This window comes from Enterobacter sp. FB (assembly GCF_000805795.1).
In the GTDB taxonomy this organism is placed as follows: domain Bacteria; phylum Pseudomonadota; class Gammaproteobacteria; order Enterobacterales; family Enterobacteriaceae; genus Enterobacter; species Enterobacter roggenkampii.
On sequence record NZ_JSZC01000006.1, the window covers coordinates 549,216 to 567,515 of the forward strand.

Genomic DNA, 18,300 nt, shown 5'->3' on the forward strand with positions numbered 1-18,300 from the left:
GGTTGCCCGGTGGCGCTGCGCTTACCGGGCCTACGGAAGTGTCACTTATCGTAGGTCGGGTAAGCGCAGCGCCACCCGGCAACCTGCGCACAAACTAGTGCGCGCCACCGCCGCCGCCACCGGCACCAAACGGCGGTCTGGCAAACCACACCAGCCCCAGCAGGACGATAAAGATCCCTGCCGATATCCAGAAAATCTCGTTGGCCGAGATAATCAGCCCCTGGTTGGTGATCTGCTGGGCAATCCAGCCGGACGCCTGCTGCTCCGTCATCCCCATTCCCTGCAGCTGGCTGTACATCTGCTGTGCGTTAGGGTTGAACGGGTTCACCGCTTCGGTCAGCTGCGCGTGGTGCATTGATTCGCGGTTTGTCCACAGGGTGGTGGTGATCGACGTCCCGATAGAGCCCGCCAGCGTACGGGTGAAGTTCGACAGGCTCGACGCGGCCGCCAGACGCTCGGGCGGCAGGCCAGAGAGCGTGATGGTGGTCAGCGGCATAAAGAAGCACGCCACCGCAAAGCCCTGAATGAACTGCGGCCACGCCGAGGCGCCAAAGTCCATTCCCGGCTCAAAGGTATACGCACGCCAGTAGAAGCACACCGCGTACATGATGAAGCTGAACGTCACCAGCCGACGCATGTCGAGCTTATGGGCGAAGCGGCCAATAATCGGCGACAGCAGGACCGGGATCACCCCGACAGGTGCCGACGCCAGACCCGCCCAGGTGGCGGTATAGCCATACACCTCCTGCAACAGCTGCGGCAGCAGAACAATCGCGCCGAAGTAGAGCATATAGGCGAGGCTGATACACAGGCAGCCGATGGTGAAGTTTCGCGACTTAAAGAGCGAGAGATCGACGATCGGGTTGTCGTCCGTCAGCTCCCAGACAATCAGGAAGCTTATCGACACCACCGCGACAATGGTCAGGATGATGATCTCCTGCGAGTTGAACCAGTCGAGCTCTTTACCGCGGTCGAGCATGATCTGCAGACTGCCGATACCCAGGATCAGCAGCGCCAGCCCGATGCTGTCGATACGGCGCTGTTCGGTGCGCGTCTCTCGTCCCCGCAGCGACTGCAGCGTCATCAATACCACGACGGCGCCAATCGGTACGTTGATGAAGAAGATCCAGCCCCAGTGGTAGTTATCGCTGATGTACCCGCCCAGAATCGGTCCGCAGATAGGCGCGACGATAACGGTCATCGACCAGAGCGCCAGCGCGACGGAACGTTTTGCGGGAGGGTAGTTGCTCAGCAGCAAACTCTGGGAGAGCGGGATCAGCGGCCCCGCGACAATCCCCTGAATGACGCGGAAGAAAATCAGCATCGTCAGGCTGCTGGACATGCCGCACGCCCACGAGGCCAGAACAAACGCCACCGTGGACCAGAGGAACAGCTTCACCTCACCGACGCGCTTTGCCAGCCAGCCGGTGATCGGAATGGAGATGGCGTTTGCCACCCCAAACGAGGTAATGACCCAGGTCCCCTGGCTCAGCGACGAGCCAAGGTTACCGGCGATGGTCGGGATCGCCACGTTTGCGATGGTGGAGTCCAGCACCTGCATGAATGTCGCCAGCGACAGCGCGATGGTCATAATGACCAGCTGCGCGCCTTCCAGCGGTTTTTGCGGCTTTTGCTGTTGCATAACGCTCACCTTCGGATTAACCGGCGTTTGCCTTCACGATGTCATCGATCAGCTTGTTGACCGGATCGAGGCTAATTTCACGGGCGTTACTTTCATAAACCGGGCTGCTACGCACCTGGCTTGCCAGGATCTGACCGTCGCGGTTGGCGGTGTCAACCGTCACCAGCGTGGAGAGGCCGATACGCAGCGGGTGATCCGCCAGCTGTTTGGCATCCAGTTCGATACGCACGGGCAGACGCTGTACGACTTTGATCCAGTTACCGGTGGCGTTCTGCGCAGGCAGCAGGGAGAAGGCGCTGCCGGTCCCCATATCCAGACCCACCACTTTGCCGGTGTACTTCACGTCATCGCCATAGATGTCGCTGACAACCGTTGCGGTCTGGCCGATACGCATATGCGCAAGCTGCGTCTCTTTAAAGTTGGCATCGACCCACAGGTTGTCCGCCGGCACAACCGCCATCAGCGGCGTGGTTGGGCTGATCTGCGCCCCTGGCTGGACGGAACGACGGGAGACATAGCCGGTCATTGGGCTGACGATTTTAGTACGCTGCAGGGCAAGCCACGCGTTGCGGACTTCGGTCGCCGCCTGCTGAACGGCAGGCTGGTTTTCCAGGCTGGTGCCCAGCACCATCGCCTGGTTGGCGTTGTACTGCTGAATGGCTACGTCCAGCTGTGCCTGAGCGCTGGCGACGGCGTCGCGGGCGTGCTGCAGCTCTTCACGGCCAATCAGATTGGCGGTGCCGAGCGGCACGCGGCGGTTCAGATCGCTCTGCGCCTGCGCGAGTGAGGTTTTCTGCACGTCGATGTTGGCCTGCAGCTGCTTGCTGTTGATCATCAGCTGGCGGGTCTGACGAACGCTGGAGGCCAGCGCGGTCTGCGCTTTTTCAAACGCCTGCTGGGCGTCGGTTGGATCGAGCGTCACCAGCACATCGCCTTTTTGCACAAAGTCGGTATTGTCAGCCCAGACTTTCGTCACGCTGCCCGACACCTGCGCCATAATTTGTACCTGGTTCCCTGCCACGTACGCGTCGTCAGTCTCTTCAGCATGACGCAGTACTAAAAACCAATAGATCCCATATGCCACGGCAATAATGATAAAGAGCAAGGTCAACAGAAGAAGGGCGCTCTTACGTTTGCCTTTCTTGTTGGCCGGTTGCTGCGGGGTAGTGCTCTCCGCATTTGCGCTCATTGTTGTTCTCCACGATCTTCTTATTTTCACATCGGCTGAGCCGACCTGTTGTCAGAAAGGCCAGCAGTGTGACGTGCTGGCCTGTCGGTTTTCTTATAAATCTGGATTGTTGAGCGTGTCGTCGCGTTAGCGCAGCGCCTCAAGAACGGCGCCTTCTTCATCCATCTGGTCAAGACGGGTGAGCAGCTTGCGAGTGATGTGCTCAAGCTGGTCGCGCTCGGCGGTGCTGAGAGCGGACCAGAGTTTGTGCAGGCAATTGTGCTGAGGTGGCAGCACTTCGCGCAGGAATTCGTGACCTTTATCGGTCAGTTGCAGATGCAGGCAGCGGCGATCGTTATCGCTTTCACGGCGCTCAATCCAGCCGCGCTTTTCCAGCTCATCGGCAATTCGGGTGGCGTTGGTGCGGGAGGAGCCCAGCGCGCAGCTCAGCTCAGAAGGCTGAATGCTGTGGTTTTCCTGAGACTCCAGCGTGATCAACGCCATAAACAATGTCTCGTTAATCCCTTGAGCTTTCAGCATTTTATTGCGGTTTTCCAGTAGCTTACCCTGCATGTGCATGCACAGGCGAGTCAGCAGGATTTCCTGATACGGGAAGTCCTCATGGCGACTGGCGCGGAATTTAAGCATTTGTTCAATGGGCGTAAACGAACTATCCATTTGGGCATAACCTCATTAATTACAGCCGATATAGTAACGATAGTGACAAATAATGTAAATGAATTATTTGTGCGGTTATATCCGCCAAATTAATGTCACCATCAGAAAGCGCCGGGTAAGTCCGTGACCCGGTGAGCACAGAAAGCGTAGGGGATGAACCCGCTGAAGAGAGGATGTGAGGACGGGGGTCTGAACTATTCATGCCGATTGTAAATATGTCACCCACATTAAAATTTCTGGGATAAATGATTACGTTTACATTAACAGAGTGAGGGGCCCCTTTACACCCTAAGAGGCCCAAAGCAATGTAAAACTTAGTGAATTGCCTCCTGGCGATGGTAGCCGCGCCACCATACAAGCAGGTTAATCGTGGCGACGATGGCGCCAATTGCACATACCCCTGACCAGCCAGCATGCTGCCACGCCGAGGCGGAAATGAGCGAGCCCGCCGCGCCGCCAATAAAGTAGCTGGTCATGTACCCGGCCGTCAGGCGGTTACGCGCCTCTGGCTTCACGCGATAGATGACGGTCTGATTGGTAATGTGAACGCCCTGCACGGTGAGATCGAGTACCAGGATACCGACGATCAGCGCCAGCACCGAGACGTGCCCATACCAGATTGCCGCCCAGGAGAGCAGAAGTAACACCAGCCCCGCGGAGGTGGTCAGGTGGGATTTGCCCTTGTCGGCCAGCCCGCCTGCGGGACGCGCGCCCAGTGCGCCTGCGGCACCGGCCAGGCCGAACAGGCCAATCACCCCTTCGGAATAATTAAACGGCGGCGCGGCCAGCAGAAACGCCATCGACGTCCAGAGAATACTGAAGTTGGCGAAGGTGAAGCAGCCCAGCAGGGCGCGGGTGCGCAGAAGTTTATCCTGGGTGAACAGGCTGAAAACGGAGGCCAGCAGCTGCGGGTAATTCAGGTGATTTTCCTGCTTCACTTTTGGCAGCCCGCGCCACAGCGCCAGCGCCATGACGACCATCAATACGCTCGCCACCCAGTATACGGTGCGCCAGCCGCCGAGGCTTGCCAGCAGCCCGGCGACGGTACGCGCCAGCAAAATCCCCAGCAGCAGGCCGCTCATGATGGTGCCCACCACCTTGCCACGTTTTTCCGGTGAGGCGAGGGTCGCGGCGAGCGGCACCAGGATTTGCGCCACCACGGAGAACAGCCCCGTCAGCGCGGTACCGATAATCATCATCGTCAGCGACTGGCTGCTGGCGGTGATCAGCATCCCGCCGGCGGCCAGAAGCGTCATGGAGACGATCAGCATCCGGCGTTCAAACATATCGCCGAGCGGCACCAGGAACAGCAGCCCGGCGGCATAGCCGAGCTGGGCGGCGGTAACGATAAAGCCTGCGGAGCTGGCGGAGAGATTGAACGCGCGGGCGATGGTGTCGAGAAGAGGCTGCGCGTAATAGTTGCTGGCGACGGCCAGACCCGTTGCCACGGACATTAAAAGGATGAGTGCGGGGCTAAGCCCTTGAGTGGTTTTTGTCATTAGTTTCAGGAATCGTTAGTGAAGTGATTATTTTTCCGGAAACCATAATAGCCAATGATTGTGAATGTGGGGGGATTGTTACGTGCTGGATTGTGCGGTTTAGGTTGGGTGCGGTCTGATCCCCTCACCCCGGTCCTCTCCCAGTGTACGGTCCGGGGAGAGGGTTAGGGTGAGGGAAAAGGTTTTACTTCTGCTCCGCCAGCGCCGCTTTCACCCAGCCGTCAAACTGCTGCTGGTGGGCCTTGATCCAGCCGTCGACGTGGCCTTTAACATCCGCCTCAGACGATTTGCCCGCGTGCATCATCGCGTTCTGGGCGTTGATGTCCGCCAGCGGCAGCTTCATCACCGAGAACAGCTTCGCTGCGGCCGGGTTTTTCTCCGCCCAGGCTTTGTTCGCCACGATATGCATGGTGTTCACCGGGAAGCCGTAGTTCATGCCGTTCGGCAGTTTGGTGTCGATATCTTTCTGCTCGCCCGGCAGGGAGGAGAACGGCACCTGCAGCCACACCACGTCTTTACCCGGCTTCAGCACGTCGCTCACCCAGTACGGCGTCCAGGTGTAGTAGATCACCGGTTTACCCTCTTTGAAGCGGGCAATGGTGTCGGCCATCATCGCTGAATAGTTGCCGTGGCTCACGTCGACCGTTTTCGCCAGATCGAACGCCTTGTTCTGGTGGTTAATCACCGCTTCGCAGCCCCAGCCCGGCGAGCAGCCCATCATGTCGGCCTTGCCGTCACCGTTGGTGTCAAACAGTCTGGCGATCTTCGGATCCTTCAGCTGTTCGATGTTGGTGATGTGGTACTGGTCGGCGGTTTTCTTGTCGATCAGATACCCCTGCGCCGCGCCGGTGACAAAGGTGCCTTCACGGTAGAATTTCTTATCGCCACCGGCGGCGGCATACATGTCGTCATGCAGCGGCTGCCAGTTTACGGCGGTAAAGGTGGCGTCACCGGAGGCAATCGAGGTGTAGCCCACGTTGTAATCCACTTCGCTCGGCGTGTTGACCGTATAGCCCAGTTTTTCCAGCGCGCGGCTGACGATCAGGGTCTGGAAGCTCTCTTCCGAAATGGTGCTCTGCACCGGCTGCACGGTAATGCCTTTGCCCGGCAGGTCAGCGGCAAACGTGCTGGTGGAGACAAGGGTGGCAAACGCTGTGGCAAAAAGTACGTTATGTCGCATCGTTGTTCCTTATTTTCTAAAGGGGCGGGTGAGTAACCCAACAGGGCCGGTGGAATACCAGCGACGGTTGCCGCGACTGCGTGAATCGCGACCGACGGCCTGGGTCAGGCGGTCAAGAATAATGGCGAGGATCACAATCCCGACGCCGCCGACGGTAGCCAGCCCCATGTCGAGACGGCCAATGCCGCGCAGCACCATCTGACCGAGACCGCCAACGGCGATCATCGAGGCAATCACCACCATCGACAGGGCCAGCATCAGCGTCTGGTTCACGCCCGCCATGATGGTCGGCATCGCCAGCGGGAGCTGAACCTTAAACAGCATCTGGCGCGGGCTGGCGCCGAACGAGCGTGACGCTTCGATCAGGTCCGCAGGCACCTGATTGATCCCGAGAATGGTCAGACGAATAATCGGCGGCAGGGCAAAGATAATGGTGACCACCACGCCCGGCACGTTGCCGATGCCGAACAGCATCACAATCGGCACCAGATAGACGAACGCCGGAGTGGTCTGCATTGCATCCAGCAGCGGACGAATTATCTTCGCGGCCCGCGGGCTGCGCGCCAGCCAGATCCCCATCGGCAGGCCGATGACGATGCAGAAGAGCAGGGCGGTCAGCACCAGCGCCAGGGTGATCATCGCCTGCGACCAGGCCCCAATCGCGCCGATGGCAATCAGCGAAATCAGCGTGGCGACACCCATCCCGGCGCTGCCAAACTGCCAGGCGATCAGGGAGAACAGGATAATCGCCACCGGTGCCGGCATGCCCAGCATCAGCTGCTGGAAGCCGTTCAGGATGTAATCCACCGGGATGCGGATCCCCTGGAAAACCGGGCGGAAGTGCGTGACCACCCAGTCGATCCCCTCCGTGACCCAGCTGTCCAGCGGGATCAGCGTTTTGTGGAACGGATCCATAATATTGAAGTGCTCTGGCGCAGGCGCGGGTGCGCTGTTCAGCCAGTCCGCCGCACCGCCACCGTCGGCGGGTGCTGGCGTGGAACCCCACGCGTCGGCGGATTGCGCAGCGTTGTCCGCCGCTTCAGTGGTGCCCCACGGGTTAGTTTGATCAGCCATTATTTGCCCCCTCGCGATCTAAAGCCTGCAGCAGCATCCGTTTTGAGATGATGCCGACGTACTGTTGTTCCTCACCCACCACCGGCACGGCGCACGGCGCCTGCCCCACGTGAGAGAGCAACTCGCTGAGCGGCGTTTCGGCGTCCACGGCAAGCGGAGCGTCAATCAACGCCGCATCGATCCCCTGGTTTTCGCTGAGCGCGGTTTTCAGAGAGTCGATGGAGACAACGCCGACAAATTTATTGCCGCGTTCAACCAGATAACCGTATTCACGGTCTTCGTCCTGCAGCAGCTTCAGCGCCGAGCGCGGGCCGAAGCCTGGGGTTTTACGAATAATGCCGTTTGGCGTTCGACGGGCAATATCTTTGGCGCTAAAGACCTGGCTAATATCCACGCCGCGGAAGAAGGTGCGCACATAATCATTCGCCGGATTATTGAGTATTTCATCCGGCGTGCCGACCTGCACCACTTCACCGTTTTGCATAATGGCAATACGGTCGCCAATACGCATGGCTTCATCCAAATCGTGGGAAATAAAGACAATGGTCCGCTGATGTTTCGCCTGTAATTTTACCAGCTCATCCTGCATCTCGGTGCGAATTAACGGATCGAGGGCAGAGAAGGCTTCGTCCATTAATAAAATGTCTGGATTAATGGCTAATGCGCGGGCTAATCCCACGCGCTGACGCATGCCGCCGGAAAGTTCATCCGGGTACGCATGCGCATAATTTTCCAGCCCAACCTGACGCAGGGCATCAAGGGCTTTTTCCTGACGTTCCTGCGCGGGTGTGCCGGCTAATTCCATGCCGAAAGCGGTATTATCCAGCACCGTCATATGTGGCATCAGTGCGAATGACTGGAATACCATCGCAATCTTCTTTCTGCGCACCTCGCGAAGCTCGGCGTCTGATATTCTGGCGATATCCACGCCGTCAATCAGCACCTCTCCGCGGGTGGGTTCAATCAGGCGATTGAGAAGGCGAACCATAGTGGATTTACCCGAACCGGATAATCCCATGATGACAAAAATCTCGCCTTCTTCAATGGCCAGACTGGCGTCTTTAACGCCAAGCGATAGCCCGGTTTTTTCCAGAATTTGCTCTTTCGAAAGGCCTTTCTCAATATATTTGAATGCGCGCTGAGGATGCTCGCCAAATACTTTATAAAGATTTTTCACTTCTAATTTAATTGCCATGCAATAGAGAGTGTCCTGTTATTTGTTTATGTCGATATGATTACCATGGTAAATTGTTAACGGGCATAACCCTAACATACTGAGAATCTGAGACAACCCTGGGTTTGCTTATGACGTAAATTTTCAGGGAGGCGAAACGGCTGAATTTCCCATGAGTAAAGGGCTGAGCGGGATTTGAATTTTTCTCAATTTTTTGCTGCGGCATCGGGGAATTTCACCTGAATCGGGTGGTTCAGGCGAATAGGGCGCGGAAATGACAGTGTAGTTGCTTTGTAAATATTGGAGAGGAAATTGTTGGGTTTATATTAAATTAACGAACGTTAACGTTCATTAAAAATCCCAGTCCTCATCCTCGGTTTCCACCGCTTTGCCCATCACGTACGACGAACCCGATCCGGAGAAGAAATCGTGATTTTCGTCGGCGTTGGGCGACAGCGCGGAGAGAATCGCCGGGTTAACCTCCGCCATTTCCGGCGGGAACAGCGCCTCGTAACCCAGGTTCATCAGCGCCTTGTTGGCGTTGTAGCAAAGGAAAGCGTTGACGTCTTCCTCCCAGCCGGTGCCGGCGTAGAGTTCCTCGGTATAGCTCAGCTCGTTGTCGTACAGATCCATCAGCAAATCGAGCGCAAACCCTTTAAGCTCCTCGCGCTCCGCGTCGCTGACCTTTTCCAGCCCTTTCTGATACTTATAGCCGATGTAATACCCGTGCACCGCTTCATCCCGAATGATGAGGCGAATCAAATCGGCGGTGTTGGTGAGCTTGCCGCGGCTCGACCAGTACATGGGCAGCCAGAAGCCAGAATAGAAGAGGAATGATTCCAGAAACACGCTGGCGATCTTCTTCTTCAGCGGCTCGTCGGCCCGATAATACGCCAGTACCAGCTCCGCCTTTCTTTGTAACGACTCGCTCGCTTCGCTCCAGGCGTAGGCCGCGTCCACGTCTTTGGTCTGGCACAGCGTGGAGAAAATCGAGCTGTAGGAGCGGGCGTGCACCGCCTCCATAAAGCTGATGTTCGACATCACCGCCTCTTCGTGCGGCGTCAGCGCGTCACCCATCAGAGCCGGTGCGCCAACGGTATTCTGAATGGTGTCCAGCAGCGTCAGGCCGGTAAAGACGCGGATCGTCAGCTGCTGCTCGGCGTGGCTCAGGGTTTGCCAGGCCGGAATATCGTTGGAGAGCGGGACCTTTTCCGGCAGCCAGAAGTTGCTGGTCAGGCGGTTCCATACCTCCAGGTCTTTATCGTCCTGGATTTTGTTCCAGTTAACGGCACTCACGCGTGACAGTTTCATCCTTTCTCCTTACAGCGCGCAGGACACGCAGCCTTCAATTTCGGTGCCTTGCAGCGCAAGCTGGCGCAGGCGAATGTAGTAGAGCGTCTTGATTCCTTTCTTCCAGGCGTAGATCTGCGCTTTGTTGATGTCCCGCGTGGTGGCGGTATCCGGGAAGAACAGCGTCAGCGACAGTCCCTGATCCACGTGTTTCGTCGCCTCGGCGTAGGTATCGATGATTTTTTCCGGGCCGATCTCATACGCGTCCTGGTACAAAGCCAGGTTTTCATTGGTCATAAACGGGGCAGGGTAGTAAACGCGTCCGGTTTTGCCTTCTTTGCGAATTTCAATTTTCGACACGATCGGGTGAATGCTCGACGTGGCGTGATTGATGTAGGAGATCGAACCGGTTGGCGGTACGGCCTGCAGGTTCTGGTTGTAGATGCCGTAGCGCATCACATCATCACGCAACTGCTGCCACATCGCGCGCGTCGGCAACACAATTCCGGCGCGAGCAAACAGTTCGCGTACTTTTTCGGTTTTCGGCTGCCAGTCGTCTTCAAGATACGGGCTAAAATACGCCCCGCTGGCGTAGCGGGACTGCTCAAAGCCCGCGAAACGCTGGTTGCGCTCGCGCGCCAGCATCATCGAGGTATGCAGCGCGTGCCAGGTGACGGTGTAAAAATAGAGGTTGGTGAAGTCCAGCCCTTCCGGACTGCCGTAGGCGATGCCCTCCCGCGCCAGATAGCCGTGGAGGTTCATCTGCCCCAGCCCGATAGCGTGCGACGCAGCGTTGCCCGCCTCGATGGACGGCACGCTGCGGATGTGGCTCATGTCCGACACCGCCGTCAGCCCGCGAATGGCGGTTTCTATCGTGCGGCCAAAGTCGGGTGAATCCATGGTGTGGGCGATATTCAGCGACCCGAGGTTGCAGGAGATGTCTTTGCCGATCTCCGCATAGTCCAGATTCTCGTCATAGCCGGACGCGCTGTTGACCTGCAAAATCTCCGAGCACAGGTTGCTCATGTTGATGCGCCCGGCAATCGGGTTCGCGCGGTTTACCGTATCTTCGTACATGATGTACGGATAGCCGGACTCAAACTGAATTTCGGCAAGCGTCTGGAAGAAATCGCGGGCGTTGATATATTTTTTGCGAATGCGCTCGTCGGCTACCAGCACGTCATAAAGTTCGCTGATGGCCACGTCGCCAAAGGCTTTGCCATAGATTCGTTCAACGTCATACGGCGAGAAGAGCGCCATCTCGGCATTCTCTTTGGCCAGTTTAAAGGTGATATCCGGGATCACCACGCCAAGCGACAGGGTTTTGATACGGATTTTTTCGTCGGCGTTTTCGCGCTTGGTATCGAGAAAACGCAGAATGTCCGGATGGTGCGCGTGCAGGTAGACCGCTCCCGCGCCCTGGCGCGCGCCAAGCTGGTTAGCATAGGAGAACGCATCCTCCAGCATCTTCATCACCGGGATCACGCCGGAGGACTGGTTTTCGATGCGCTTGATCGGCGCGCCCGCTTCGCGCAGGTTAGAGAGCAAAAATGCCACGCCGCCGCCGCGTTTGGAAAGCTGCAGCGCCGAGTTCACCGCGCGACCAATCGACTCCATATTATCTTCGATACGTAGCAGGAAGCAGGAGACCAGCTCACCGCGCTGGGCTTTGCCGCAGTTGAGAAAGGTCGGCGTGGCGGGCTGGAAGCGGCCGGAGAGGATCTCGTCGGTGAGCTGTTGCGCCAGCGCTTCATCGCCCTGCGCCAGGGTCAGCGCGACCATCACCACGCGATCTTCAAAGCTTTCTAAGTAGCGCTTACCGTCGAAGGTCTTCAGGGTGTAGCTGGTGTAGAACTTCCACGCGCCAAGGAACGTCTGGAAACGAAAGCCGCTGGCGTGGGCACGTTCAAACAGCTTCACGACGAAGGCGCGTGCGTAGCGGGTGAGGACGCGGGCGTCGTAGTAACCTTCGTTAACCAGGTGGTCGAGACGTTCATCCTGGCTCGCGAAGGTCACGCTGTTGGGCCGCACGTGGGCGGCAAAAAAGGCGTCCACCGCCTCACGGTCTTTATCAAACTGAATGCGTCCCTCCCGGTCATAGAGGTTAAGCATCGCGTTTAATGCGTGGTAATCCGGCGTCGCCTGTATTACCCGTTCTGCGGTTGTCGTTGCCAAAATTCGTTCACTCCTTTACGCACGTTTTCGACGTCCTGCTGCGTCCCCATCAGCTCAAAGCGATAGAGATACGGCACGCCGCATTTTTGAGAGATGACATCTCCGGCGCGGCCAAAGGCATCGCCGAAATTGCGATTGCCCGCCGCGATCACGCCTCGGATTAGCCCGCGGTTATGCGGATCGTTCAGAAAGCGGATCACCTGGCGAGGCACTGCGCCCGCCGTACCGCCGCCGCCGTAGCTGGGCACCACCAGAATGTACGGTTCTTCTACCCGGATGCGCTCCCGCTCGTTAAGGGGAATGCGCACCGCAGGCAGCCCGACGCGCTCCATAAAACGGAGCGTGTTTTCCGAGCTGCTGGAGAAGAAGACCAGCCCACTCATGCCCGTGCGGCCTGCGCGGCGATGCGGTTGATCATGTCCGGGCGGAAGCCAGACCAGCTGGTCTCCCCGGCCACCACCACCGGAAGCTGACGGAAACCCTGCGCGCGAAGGGTATCGGCGGCCTCGGGCTGCTGGTCAATATTCACCATCTCAAACGCCACGCCGCGGCTTTCCATCGCCCGTTTGGTCGCGTGGCACTGAACACAATCGTTACGAGTGTAAATAATAATGCTCATGATTCGTATTTCCATTTAAAATGAGAGAGCGGCGCGAATCATCGCGTCAGGTTGTGTGTATCTTGCTAAAAGGAATACTAGATGTAGTTGTCTTAAGTTTCAACCATACAAGATATGGGAAATTTAGATTGATGATGCCCTGATGATGAGCACAGCGGGGCAGGGGGTGTTGTACGGGTTTTTCAGGCTTGCGGGCATTAAAAAGCCCCGGTGCCAGCGGCGACCGGGGCTGATGGCTCGCGCTTACTTACGCAGGCTAAGCAGAGCGCCGACGAAGATCCCGACTGCCGCTACCGTGCCGAGCGTGCAGAGCGGTTTTTCGCGCACGAAGGTCGTTGCGCAGCTGACCGCATCGCAGGCAGCCTGTGTGGTACGCTTGCGGCCATTTAGGCGTGCGCGGGTTTCACGGAGCAGAGACTGAGCCTTACGTTTTGCGGCATCCGCTTCGTCCTTCGCGTCACTTCCCCAGGATTTCAGCACCTCTTCCAGCGTGTCTGCTAATTGGCTGACATCATTACGAATATCCTGAGCGTCGTCGTTAATATCGTTTCGGTTCGGTCTGTTAAACATACGATCCTCCGTAATTTTGTGTTCCCGTTCAGTTTAGTTCAGAAATTTAATATCTGAAGCGCATCACGCGATATCCGCCAGTTTATGGACTATTCTGAAAGCCCTGCTAATGCTGAATACTGTAAGGTTGCCGGGCAGGAAAAGATAACGAGGAAAAGATATGTATTTACGACCTGACGAGGTGGCACGCGTTCTTGAAAAAGAGGGATTCACCATGGATGAGGTGACGCCAAAAGCGTATGGATATCGCCGTGGCGAGAATTATGTTTACGTTAATCGTGAAGCAAGAATGGGACGTACCGCTCTCATTATTCACCCGACGCTGAAAGACAGAAGTCTGTCATTTGCTGAGCCTGCCTCGGATATTAAAACCTGCGATCATTATCAGCAATTTCCGCTCTATTTAGGCGGAGAGACGCATGAGCATTATGGTATTCCGCATGGCTTCAGCTCGCGTATGGCGCTGGAGCGGTTTTTGAAGGGACTGTTTGGCGACGTACAGTAAATTTGCGACTGGCCTGCGCCAGTCGCTTCACATCACGCTTTAGCCTGGCTGTACTGGCTGACCTTAAACAGGCGGCGACAGTAGTCGAGGAAATAGCCATACACCGCCCCCATCAGCATTGAAATCACAATATTCGAACTGACCGCCGCCGCGATCTGGTGCCAGTCCGCGCCCACCGTCAGCAGAATGGCCACGTAAACCGGCGACTGGAACGTCACATAGGCCAGAACGTCTGCCAGGTTTTTCACCCAGCCTGCGGGGCTGATACGCCGCGCGAAGCGCATGACGGCATCGCGGTATAAACCGTAAGGCCAGGCAATAATAATATTGACCGGAATCGCCACCAGACGAGAAGAAAGTGACTGCTCGAAGGACATTCCGGAGAGGAATATTTCGATCAACATGTTCACAACGGAACAGTAGACAACCATCGCGAAAGTATCCGCCACAGCATGGCGAAGGCGTGATTGCGGTGAGAACATGTCTGAACTCCTTGAGAAGAACACAAAAGAAACGATTTTCCCGAAGCGGTTAGTGCTTTAGGTTGGTTTGTTTGACTTGTATAGCGTATATCTCTACGTTTGAACTAACAACTAGTGATTAATTTTTATTTAATCGCGTTTTGTCCACAAAATTCTCTAAAATTGATGGTTTTTTGTTCGCTTCGTTATAATCTGTCTCGTGCGATGGTTTTTGGTTTTAAATCATGAGCTTAACTATCTTGATGTTGAAAGGTGAGTCAGTGCTTTTGTGGGTAGCGCAGAATGCTGAAATTTTGATTAAGGTTGACCCTTTATATTGCAGTGATGATTGAATCCCTGCGTATCGCTCAGACGTTATAAGATAATATTAACGGCGACAGTTAAACATATTTACGCTATTGGCAGGGCAGCCCGCGGGTAGATATTTCAGCGGAAATGAATTATTCTGTCGGTGATTTATCTATTTACCCTAAACAAAAGGTTTTCAAATAATATGTCTTTGACGTTACAGAATCTTAATAATATCCGAACTCTGCGCGCCATGGCACGCGAATTATCCCTGGACGTTCTTGAGGAAATGCTGGAAAAAGTCAGGGTCGTTGCCGAAGAGAAACGTAGTGAGCTGGCGGAATTAGAGCAGCAGAGAGCCGAGCAGCAGGAGAAAATTAATGCTCTGCTGGAGCGGATGAAAGCCGATGGTATTTCACCGACCGATCTGCTGGGCTCTGAACTGGCGCAGACGGGTAAATCCACGAAAAAGCGTAAGCCGCGTGAAGCGAAATACCGCTTTATTGACCAGAACGGTGAAGAGAAAACATGGACCGGCCAGGGCCGTACGCCGAAGCCTATTGCCAGCGCGCTGGCAGAGGGGAAATCACTGGATGATTTTCTGATCTAATGCGTGAACCGGGCGGAACATACCGCCCGGCACTCTTTTCAGCAGACGCCGAAATCACCGTCTTCGGTATACGGCGCCAGCTCGGCGGCTTTCAGGGTATATTTCTCGCCTTGTTCATTGCTGGCCTGTACCGCCACCACGCTTTCACCGTTCACTTCGAGCACTTTCAGCTTCGGGCCGCCTTTACGCGGTTGTACATAATCACCGACAGAAAACATATTACCTCCTCATCGTTTTAGCGATCTTCACCTTAGCCCACGTAAGACATAGGGTACAGCGTATTTCACCGATTACTGCTTATGAGGTACGCCTGTTCCAGGGCATCACCTTCAGCAGCCGCGCCATGCCGCAAAAACCGGTCACACCGGCGAACAGCAGCCCGGCCCCCACGAAGCCGCTGAGCAGGAAAAAGCCGTCTGAGACGCTATAGCCCAGCACTACGCCGCAGAGAATGAGCAGCCCGGCAGCGATTTGCACCTGACGCATCAGCGGCAGCGGCTGGGTTTTGTCTTCGACTGTCTGCAGACCCGCCTGCTTCCAGCCCTGAATGCCTCCTTCGACCACAAATGCCTGAGCAGGGGCGGCAGCCTGCGCAAGGCGATCGGCATTGCCTGAGGTGCGGGCGCCAGACTGGCAGTGAAAAATCACCGTTTCGCCCGCCTGCGTTTTAAGTCCGCCGGGTAAGGTATCCAGCGGCACGGACCGCGCGGCGGGAATATGCTCGCGGGCGTACTCGTCGGCATCACGAATATCAATCAGTTTTGCGCCATCGGCGATGCGGGCATTGGCCTCGCGCGGCGAAAGAAGGGGAAGTGACATGGCGGCTCCTTACGGGCAATAAAGGGTTTTCAGGGTGCTGATAAGCTGATGCACCGCGTCGTTTTTAATGAAATAGAGAATGCGCTGCGCCTCGCGGGTGCTGGCGATCAGGCCTTCCTGACGCATGCGCGCCAGATGCTGCGACGTGGCGGAAGGACTCAGGCCCGTCGCGCGGGCCAGCTCCCCCGCGCTGGTGCCGGGGGCGCCGCACAGCGTGCAGAGGATCAGAAGCCGACGCGGGTTGCTCATCGCTTTTAAAAGCGTTGCGGCCTGCTCTGCGCTGGCCTGAAGCTGTTCGAGTTCAGTCATAGTACTTTAGAATTTACTTAATTAAGGTGATGCTAAAGTAATTGTGCGCATTCCGCCAGCGTCAAAAGCGTAAAAGAGGGTAAACGCGGAGCAGGGAACTGGCGCAGACAGGTAAACTGGCTATGCTTAGAACTGGTTCTCTCTATTATTTTCAATGGATTAGCTTGCACGGAGTGTTAATATGGGTTTTTGGCGTATTGTTTTTACCATCCTGCTGCCGCCGCTGGGCGTGCTGTTGGGCAAAGGGCTTGGCTGGGCGTTTATCATCAACATTCTTCTGACGCTGCTGGGCTACTTCCCCGGCCTCATTCACGCATTTTGGGTACAGAGCAAAAGCTAAGCGCGCCACAGTAAATCGCTATAGATATCGGTCAGTACCCCCGCTGGACCAAACTGCTGTTTGATCCAGCGCGTGACCTGGCCTGTCGCGGCATGCTGCGTGGCGAGCAGCATGCGCGAGTCCTGACGCGGGTTATTGATACGCCGCGTCACCAGCAGCCCGTCTTCCACCGCGTCCCGCGCCATATACTCTGGTAAAAAACCTATCCCTTCGCCCAGGATCTGACACTGGCATTTGGTATTAAAGTCCGGCACCAGAATCGCCTCCTGACCGTGCAGCAGCCAGCCCACCTTCTTGTTAATGGTGTGTGCGGTATCTTCCACCATGATGTTGGGATACAGGCGCAGCTGGCTCTCCGCTATCGGTTCCGGAACGAACGCCAGCGGATGCGCCGGCGCAATGGCAAACACCCAGCGGATGGCGCCGATCTCGGTGTAGTCAATCCCACCGCCGTCGAGCAGCGTGTCCGGCGCGCCAATGGCGATATTGGCCTGATTATTAATGATGGAATCCCAGACGCCGTTATACACCTCGGTCGTCACCGTGATCTGGCAGGTCGGAAACTGTTTTTTCAGCACCTGGAGCAGCCGCGCCGTATGGCGTGGGGTATACAAAAGCTGGTTGATACAGATGCGCACCCGCGCCTCGATGCCCTGTGAAATGGTATCAATCCCGCGCTTGATGGCGTGGAAGTCGTTAAGCAGGTCGGTGGCTTTGCGGTAAAAGTAGAACCCGGACTCGGTCAGCTCAATGCTGCGCGTGTTACGCACAAACAGCACCACGTCCAGCCCGGTTTCCATCCGCTTGATGGTGTAACTGATGGCCGAGGTGGTGACCCCCAGCTCGGCAGCCGCCTTGCTGAAGCTGCCGAAGCGTGCGGCGGTGGTGAAGGCCAGCAGGTTCTCTTCGGTAAAGATGGAATTCATATCACAGCTTCCTCAGTCATCAGTTTTGAACATATTTTAACAACGCCTTTACAACACATTTGAAGCCGATCACAGTTCTGACTCTTTACGCAGAGCCCCGTCATGCAAGGCTTTTTCAACCATACGAATAATGCAGCCTGAGGCGCTAAAAAGCGGTTAAACATAAGAAAAAGGTTGCACGGACGCACGTTTTATCCCGACCGTTGAATTTATCTCAACAATGAATTCACTGTCGATGAATCATTTTTAAGCGGATTCTTTTATGACCAGGCTGTTGCTATTCTCGGGTCAAGAGCAATAAAACATCGGGAGTCTGAATATGTCTGCAACTGAACTGGTTACGGAATTTCTGCTGGCGGCAGAAGAGGGAAATAGCGATGCGCTAAAAGCCTGTCTGGAAAAAGGCGTGGATATTAACGCCACTAACCGCCAGAAAAGAACCGCCGTTACGATTGCCAGCCTGAAAAAACACTATTCCTGCGTGGCGTTATTAATTGCCGCCGGGGCAGATATTGATAAACAGGACCAGACCTGTTTTAACCCCTTCCTGATCAGCTGCCTGACGAACGATTTAACCCTCCTGCGGCTGGTATTACCCGCGAATCCGGATCTCGACCGCCTTACCCGCTTCGGCGGCGTGGGCATTACCCCTGCCAGTGAAAAAGGGCACGTGGAGATCGTGCGCGAGCTGCTGGAAAAAACCGACATTAACGTTAACCACACCAACTTTGTCGGCTGGACGCCGCTGCTGGAAGCCATTGTGTTAAACGACGGCGGTGCGAAACAGCAAGAGATTGTGAAGCTGCTGCTGGATCACGGCGCGAACCCGCACATGACCGACAAATACGGCAAAACCCCGCTCGAACTGGCGCGGGAGAAAGGCTTCACTGAGATTGCCGACCTGCTGCTGGCGGCGGGCGCGTAAGACGACCGGTCAGCCCGTTCCGGCTGG

General features: G+C 56.2%; 21 protein-coding genes. 4 read left to right on the forward strand and 17 right to left on the reverse strand.

The genetic code is table 11. The features are described from left to right. Nucleotides 1–94 precede the first annotated feature (94 nt). The 12 genes from emrB to PI91_RS05130 all read right to left on the reverse strand — a co-directional run bounded on the left by emrB (nucleotide 95) and on the right by PI91_RS05130 (nucleotide 13,069). The gene (gene emrB / locus PI91_RS05075; protein ID WP_008502580.1) at nucleotides 95–1,642 is read right to left on the reverse strand and encodes a multidrug efflux MFS transporter permease subunit EmrB; all 1,548 of its coding nucleotides are present in this window, start codon (nucleotides 1,640–1,642) and stop codon (nucleotides 95–97) included. A gap of 16 nt (nucleotides 1,643–1,658) precedes the next feature. Beyond that, on the reverse strand, nucleotides 1,659–2,831 hold the full coding sequence (gene emrA / locus PI91_RS05080; RefSeq protein WP_039265556.1) for a multidrug efflux MFS transporter periplasmic adaptor subunit EmrA: 1,173 nt from the start codon (nucleotides 2,829–2,831) through the stop codon (nucleotides 1,659–1,661). A gap of 126 nt (nucleotides 2,832–2,957) precedes the next feature. Next, entirely contained in the window at nucleotides 2,958–3,488 is a 531-nt protein-coding gene (mprA, locus tag PI91_RS05085) for a transcriptional repressor MprA (RefSeq protein ID WP_008502578.1), read from the reverse strand. A gap of 314 nt (nucleotides 3,489–3,802) precedes the next feature. Further along, nucleotides 3,803–4,987: an MFS transporter gene (locus PI91_RS05090; RefSeq protein ID WP_008502577.1), complete on the reverse strand. Its 1,185-nt coding sequence runs from the start codon at nucleotides 4,985–4,987 to the stop codon at nucleotides 3,803–3,805. A 184-nt stretch (nucleotides 4,988–5,171) separates the two neighbouring features. Continuing rightward, nucleotides 5,172–6,167 (reverse strand): glycine betaine/L-proline ABC transporter substrate-binding protein ProX, encoded by a 996-nt coding sequence (proX, locus tag PI91_RS05095; RefSeq protein WP_039265557.1) that lies wholly within the window; start codon nucleotides 6,165–6,167, stop codon nucleotides 5,172–5,174. A 9-nt stretch (nucleotides 6,168–6,176) separates the two neighbouring features. Then, nucleotides 6,177–7,241: a glycine betaine/L-proline ABC transporter permease ProW gene (proW, locus tag PI91_RS05100; protein ID WP_008502575.1), complete on the reverse strand. Its 1,065-nt coding sequence runs from the start codon at nucleotides 7,239–7,241 to the stop codon at nucleotides 6,177–6,179. Beyond that, nucleotides 7,234–8,436 (reverse strand): glycine betaine/L-proline ABC transporter ATP-binding protein ProV, encoded by a 1,203-nt coding sequence (proV, locus tag PI91_RS05105; protein WP_039265558.1) that lies wholly within the window; start codon nucleotides 8,434–8,436, stop codon nucleotides 7,234–7,236. The genes proW and proV overlap by 8 nt, the downstream gene beginning before the upstream one ends. 330 nt (nucleotides 8,437–8,766) lie before the next feature. After that, complete coding sequence (gene nrdF / locus PI91_RS05110; protein WP_039265560.1) at nucleotides 8,767–9,726, reverse strand: class 1b ribonucleoside-diphosphate reductase subunit beta; 960 nt, start codon at nucleotides 9,724–9,726, stop codon at nucleotides 8,767–8,769. Nucleotides 9,727–9,735: 9 nt separating this feature from the next. Further along, complete coding sequence (nrdE, locus tag PI91_RS05115) at nucleotides 9,736–11,880, reverse strand: class 1b ribonucleoside-diphosphate reductase subunit alpha (protein ID WP_039265561.1); 2,145 nt, start codon at nucleotides 11,878–11,880, stop codon at nucleotides 9,736–9,738. Continuing rightward, nucleotides 11,853–12,263, reverse strand: a complete 411-nt coding sequence (nrdI, locus tag PI91_RS05120) for a class Ib ribonucleoside-diphosphate reductase assembly flavoprotein NrdI (protein ID WP_023617657.1) — start codon at nucleotides 12,261–12,263, stop codon at nucleotides 11,853–11,855. The genes nrdE and nrdI overlap by 28 nt, the downstream gene beginning before the upstream one ends. Next, the gene (nrdH, locus tag PI91_RS05125) at nucleotides 12,260–12,499 is read right to left on the reverse strand and encodes a glutaredoxin-like protein NrdH (protein WP_008502570.1); all 240 of its coding nucleotides are present in this window, start codon (nucleotides 12,497–12,499) and stop codon (nucleotides 12,260–12,262) included. Before nrdH ends, nrdI begins: the two co-directional genes overlap by 4 nt. A gap of 243 nt (nucleotides 12,500–12,742) precedes the next feature. Then, entirely contained in the window at nucleotides 12,743–13,069 is a 327-nt protein-coding gene (locus tag PI91_RS05130; RefSeq protein ID WP_039265564.1) for a DUF883 domain-containing protein, read from the reverse strand. Between the two features lie 160 nt (nucleotides 13,070–13,229). On the opposite strand from PI91_RS05130, the gene PI91_RS05135 reads away from it, so the two are divergent. Beyond that, complete coding sequence (locus PI91_RS05135) at nucleotides 13,230–13,574, forward strand: DUF2002 family protein (protein WP_008502568.1); 345 nt, start codon at nucleotides 13,230–13,232, stop codon at nucleotides 13,572–13,574. Nucleotides 13,575–13,606: 32 nt separating this feature from the next. Here the strand turns inward: PI91_RS05135 and alaE are convergent, their stop codons facing one another. Beyond that, the gene (alaE, locus tag PI91_RS05140) at nucleotides 13,607–14,056 is read right to left on the reverse strand and encodes an L-alanine exporter AlaE (RefSeq protein WP_008502567.1); all 450 of its coding nucleotides are present in this window, start codon (nucleotides 14,054–14,056) and stop codon (nucleotides 13,607–13,609) included. A gap of 493 nt (nucleotides 14,057–14,549) precedes the next feature. Between alaE and stpA the strand changes: the two genes are divergently transcribed. Beyond that, entirely contained in the window at nucleotides 14,550–14,954 is a 405-nt protein-coding gene (stpA, locus tag PI91_RS05145; protein ID WP_008502566.1) for a DNA-binding protein StpA, read from the forward strand. A 38-nt stretch (nucleotides 14,955–14,992) separates the two neighbouring features. On the opposite strand, the gene PI91_RS05150 is transcribed toward stpA, so the two are convergent. The 3 genes from PI91_RS05150 to PI91_RS05160 all read right to left on the reverse strand — a co-directional run bounded on the left by PI91_RS05150 (nucleotide 14,993) and on the right by PI91_RS05160 (nucleotide 16,082). Further along, complete coding sequence (locus PI91_RS05150; RefSeq protein WP_008502565.1) at nucleotides 14,993–15,172, reverse strand: hypothetical protein; 180 nt, start codon at nucleotides 15,170–15,172, stop codon at nucleotides 14,993–14,995. Between the two features lie 79 nt (nucleotides 15,173–15,251). After that, nucleotides 15,252–15,773: a rhodanese family protein gene (locus PI91_RS05155; RefSeq protein ID WP_023325942.1), complete on the reverse strand. Its 522-nt coding sequence runs from the start codon at nucleotides 15,771–15,773 to the stop codon at nucleotides 15,252–15,254. A gap of 9 nt (nucleotides 15,774–15,782) precedes the next feature. Continuing rightward, entirely contained in the window at nucleotides 15,783–16,082 is a 300-nt protein-coding gene (locus PI91_RS05160; RefSeq protein ID WP_039265565.1) for a helix-turn-helix transcriptional regulator, read from the reverse strand. Nucleotides 16,083–16,263: 181 nt separating this feature from the next. Here PI91_RS05160 and PI91_RS05165 point away from each other — a divergent pair, with 181 nt between their 5' ends. Beyond that, nucleotides 16,264–16,422, forward strand: a complete 159-nt coding sequence (locus PI91_RS05165; protein ID WP_008502562.1) for a YqaE/Pmp3 family membrane protein — start codon at nucleotides 16,264–16,266, stop codon at nucleotides 16,420–16,422. Here the strand turns inward: PI91_RS05165 and PI91_RS05170 are convergent. After that, nucleotides 16,419–17,348, reverse strand: a complete 930-nt coding sequence (locus tag PI91_RS05170) for a LysR substrate-binding domain-containing protein (RefSeq protein ID WP_008502561.1) — start codon at nucleotides 17,346–17,348, stop codon at nucleotides 16,419–16,421. The genes PI91_RS05165 and PI91_RS05170 overlap by 4 nt on opposite strands. A gap of 319 nt (nucleotides 17,349–17,667) precedes the next feature. On the opposite strand from PI91_RS05170, the gene PI91_RS05175 reads away from it, so the two are divergent. Then, nucleotides 17,668–18,273, forward strand: a complete 606-nt coding sequence (locus tag PI91_RS05175; protein ID WP_008502560.1) for an ankyrin repeat domain-containing protein — start codon at nucleotides 17,668–17,670, stop codon at nucleotides 18,271–18,273. The last annotated feature ends 27 nt before the right edge of the window (nucleotides 18,274–18,300 follow it).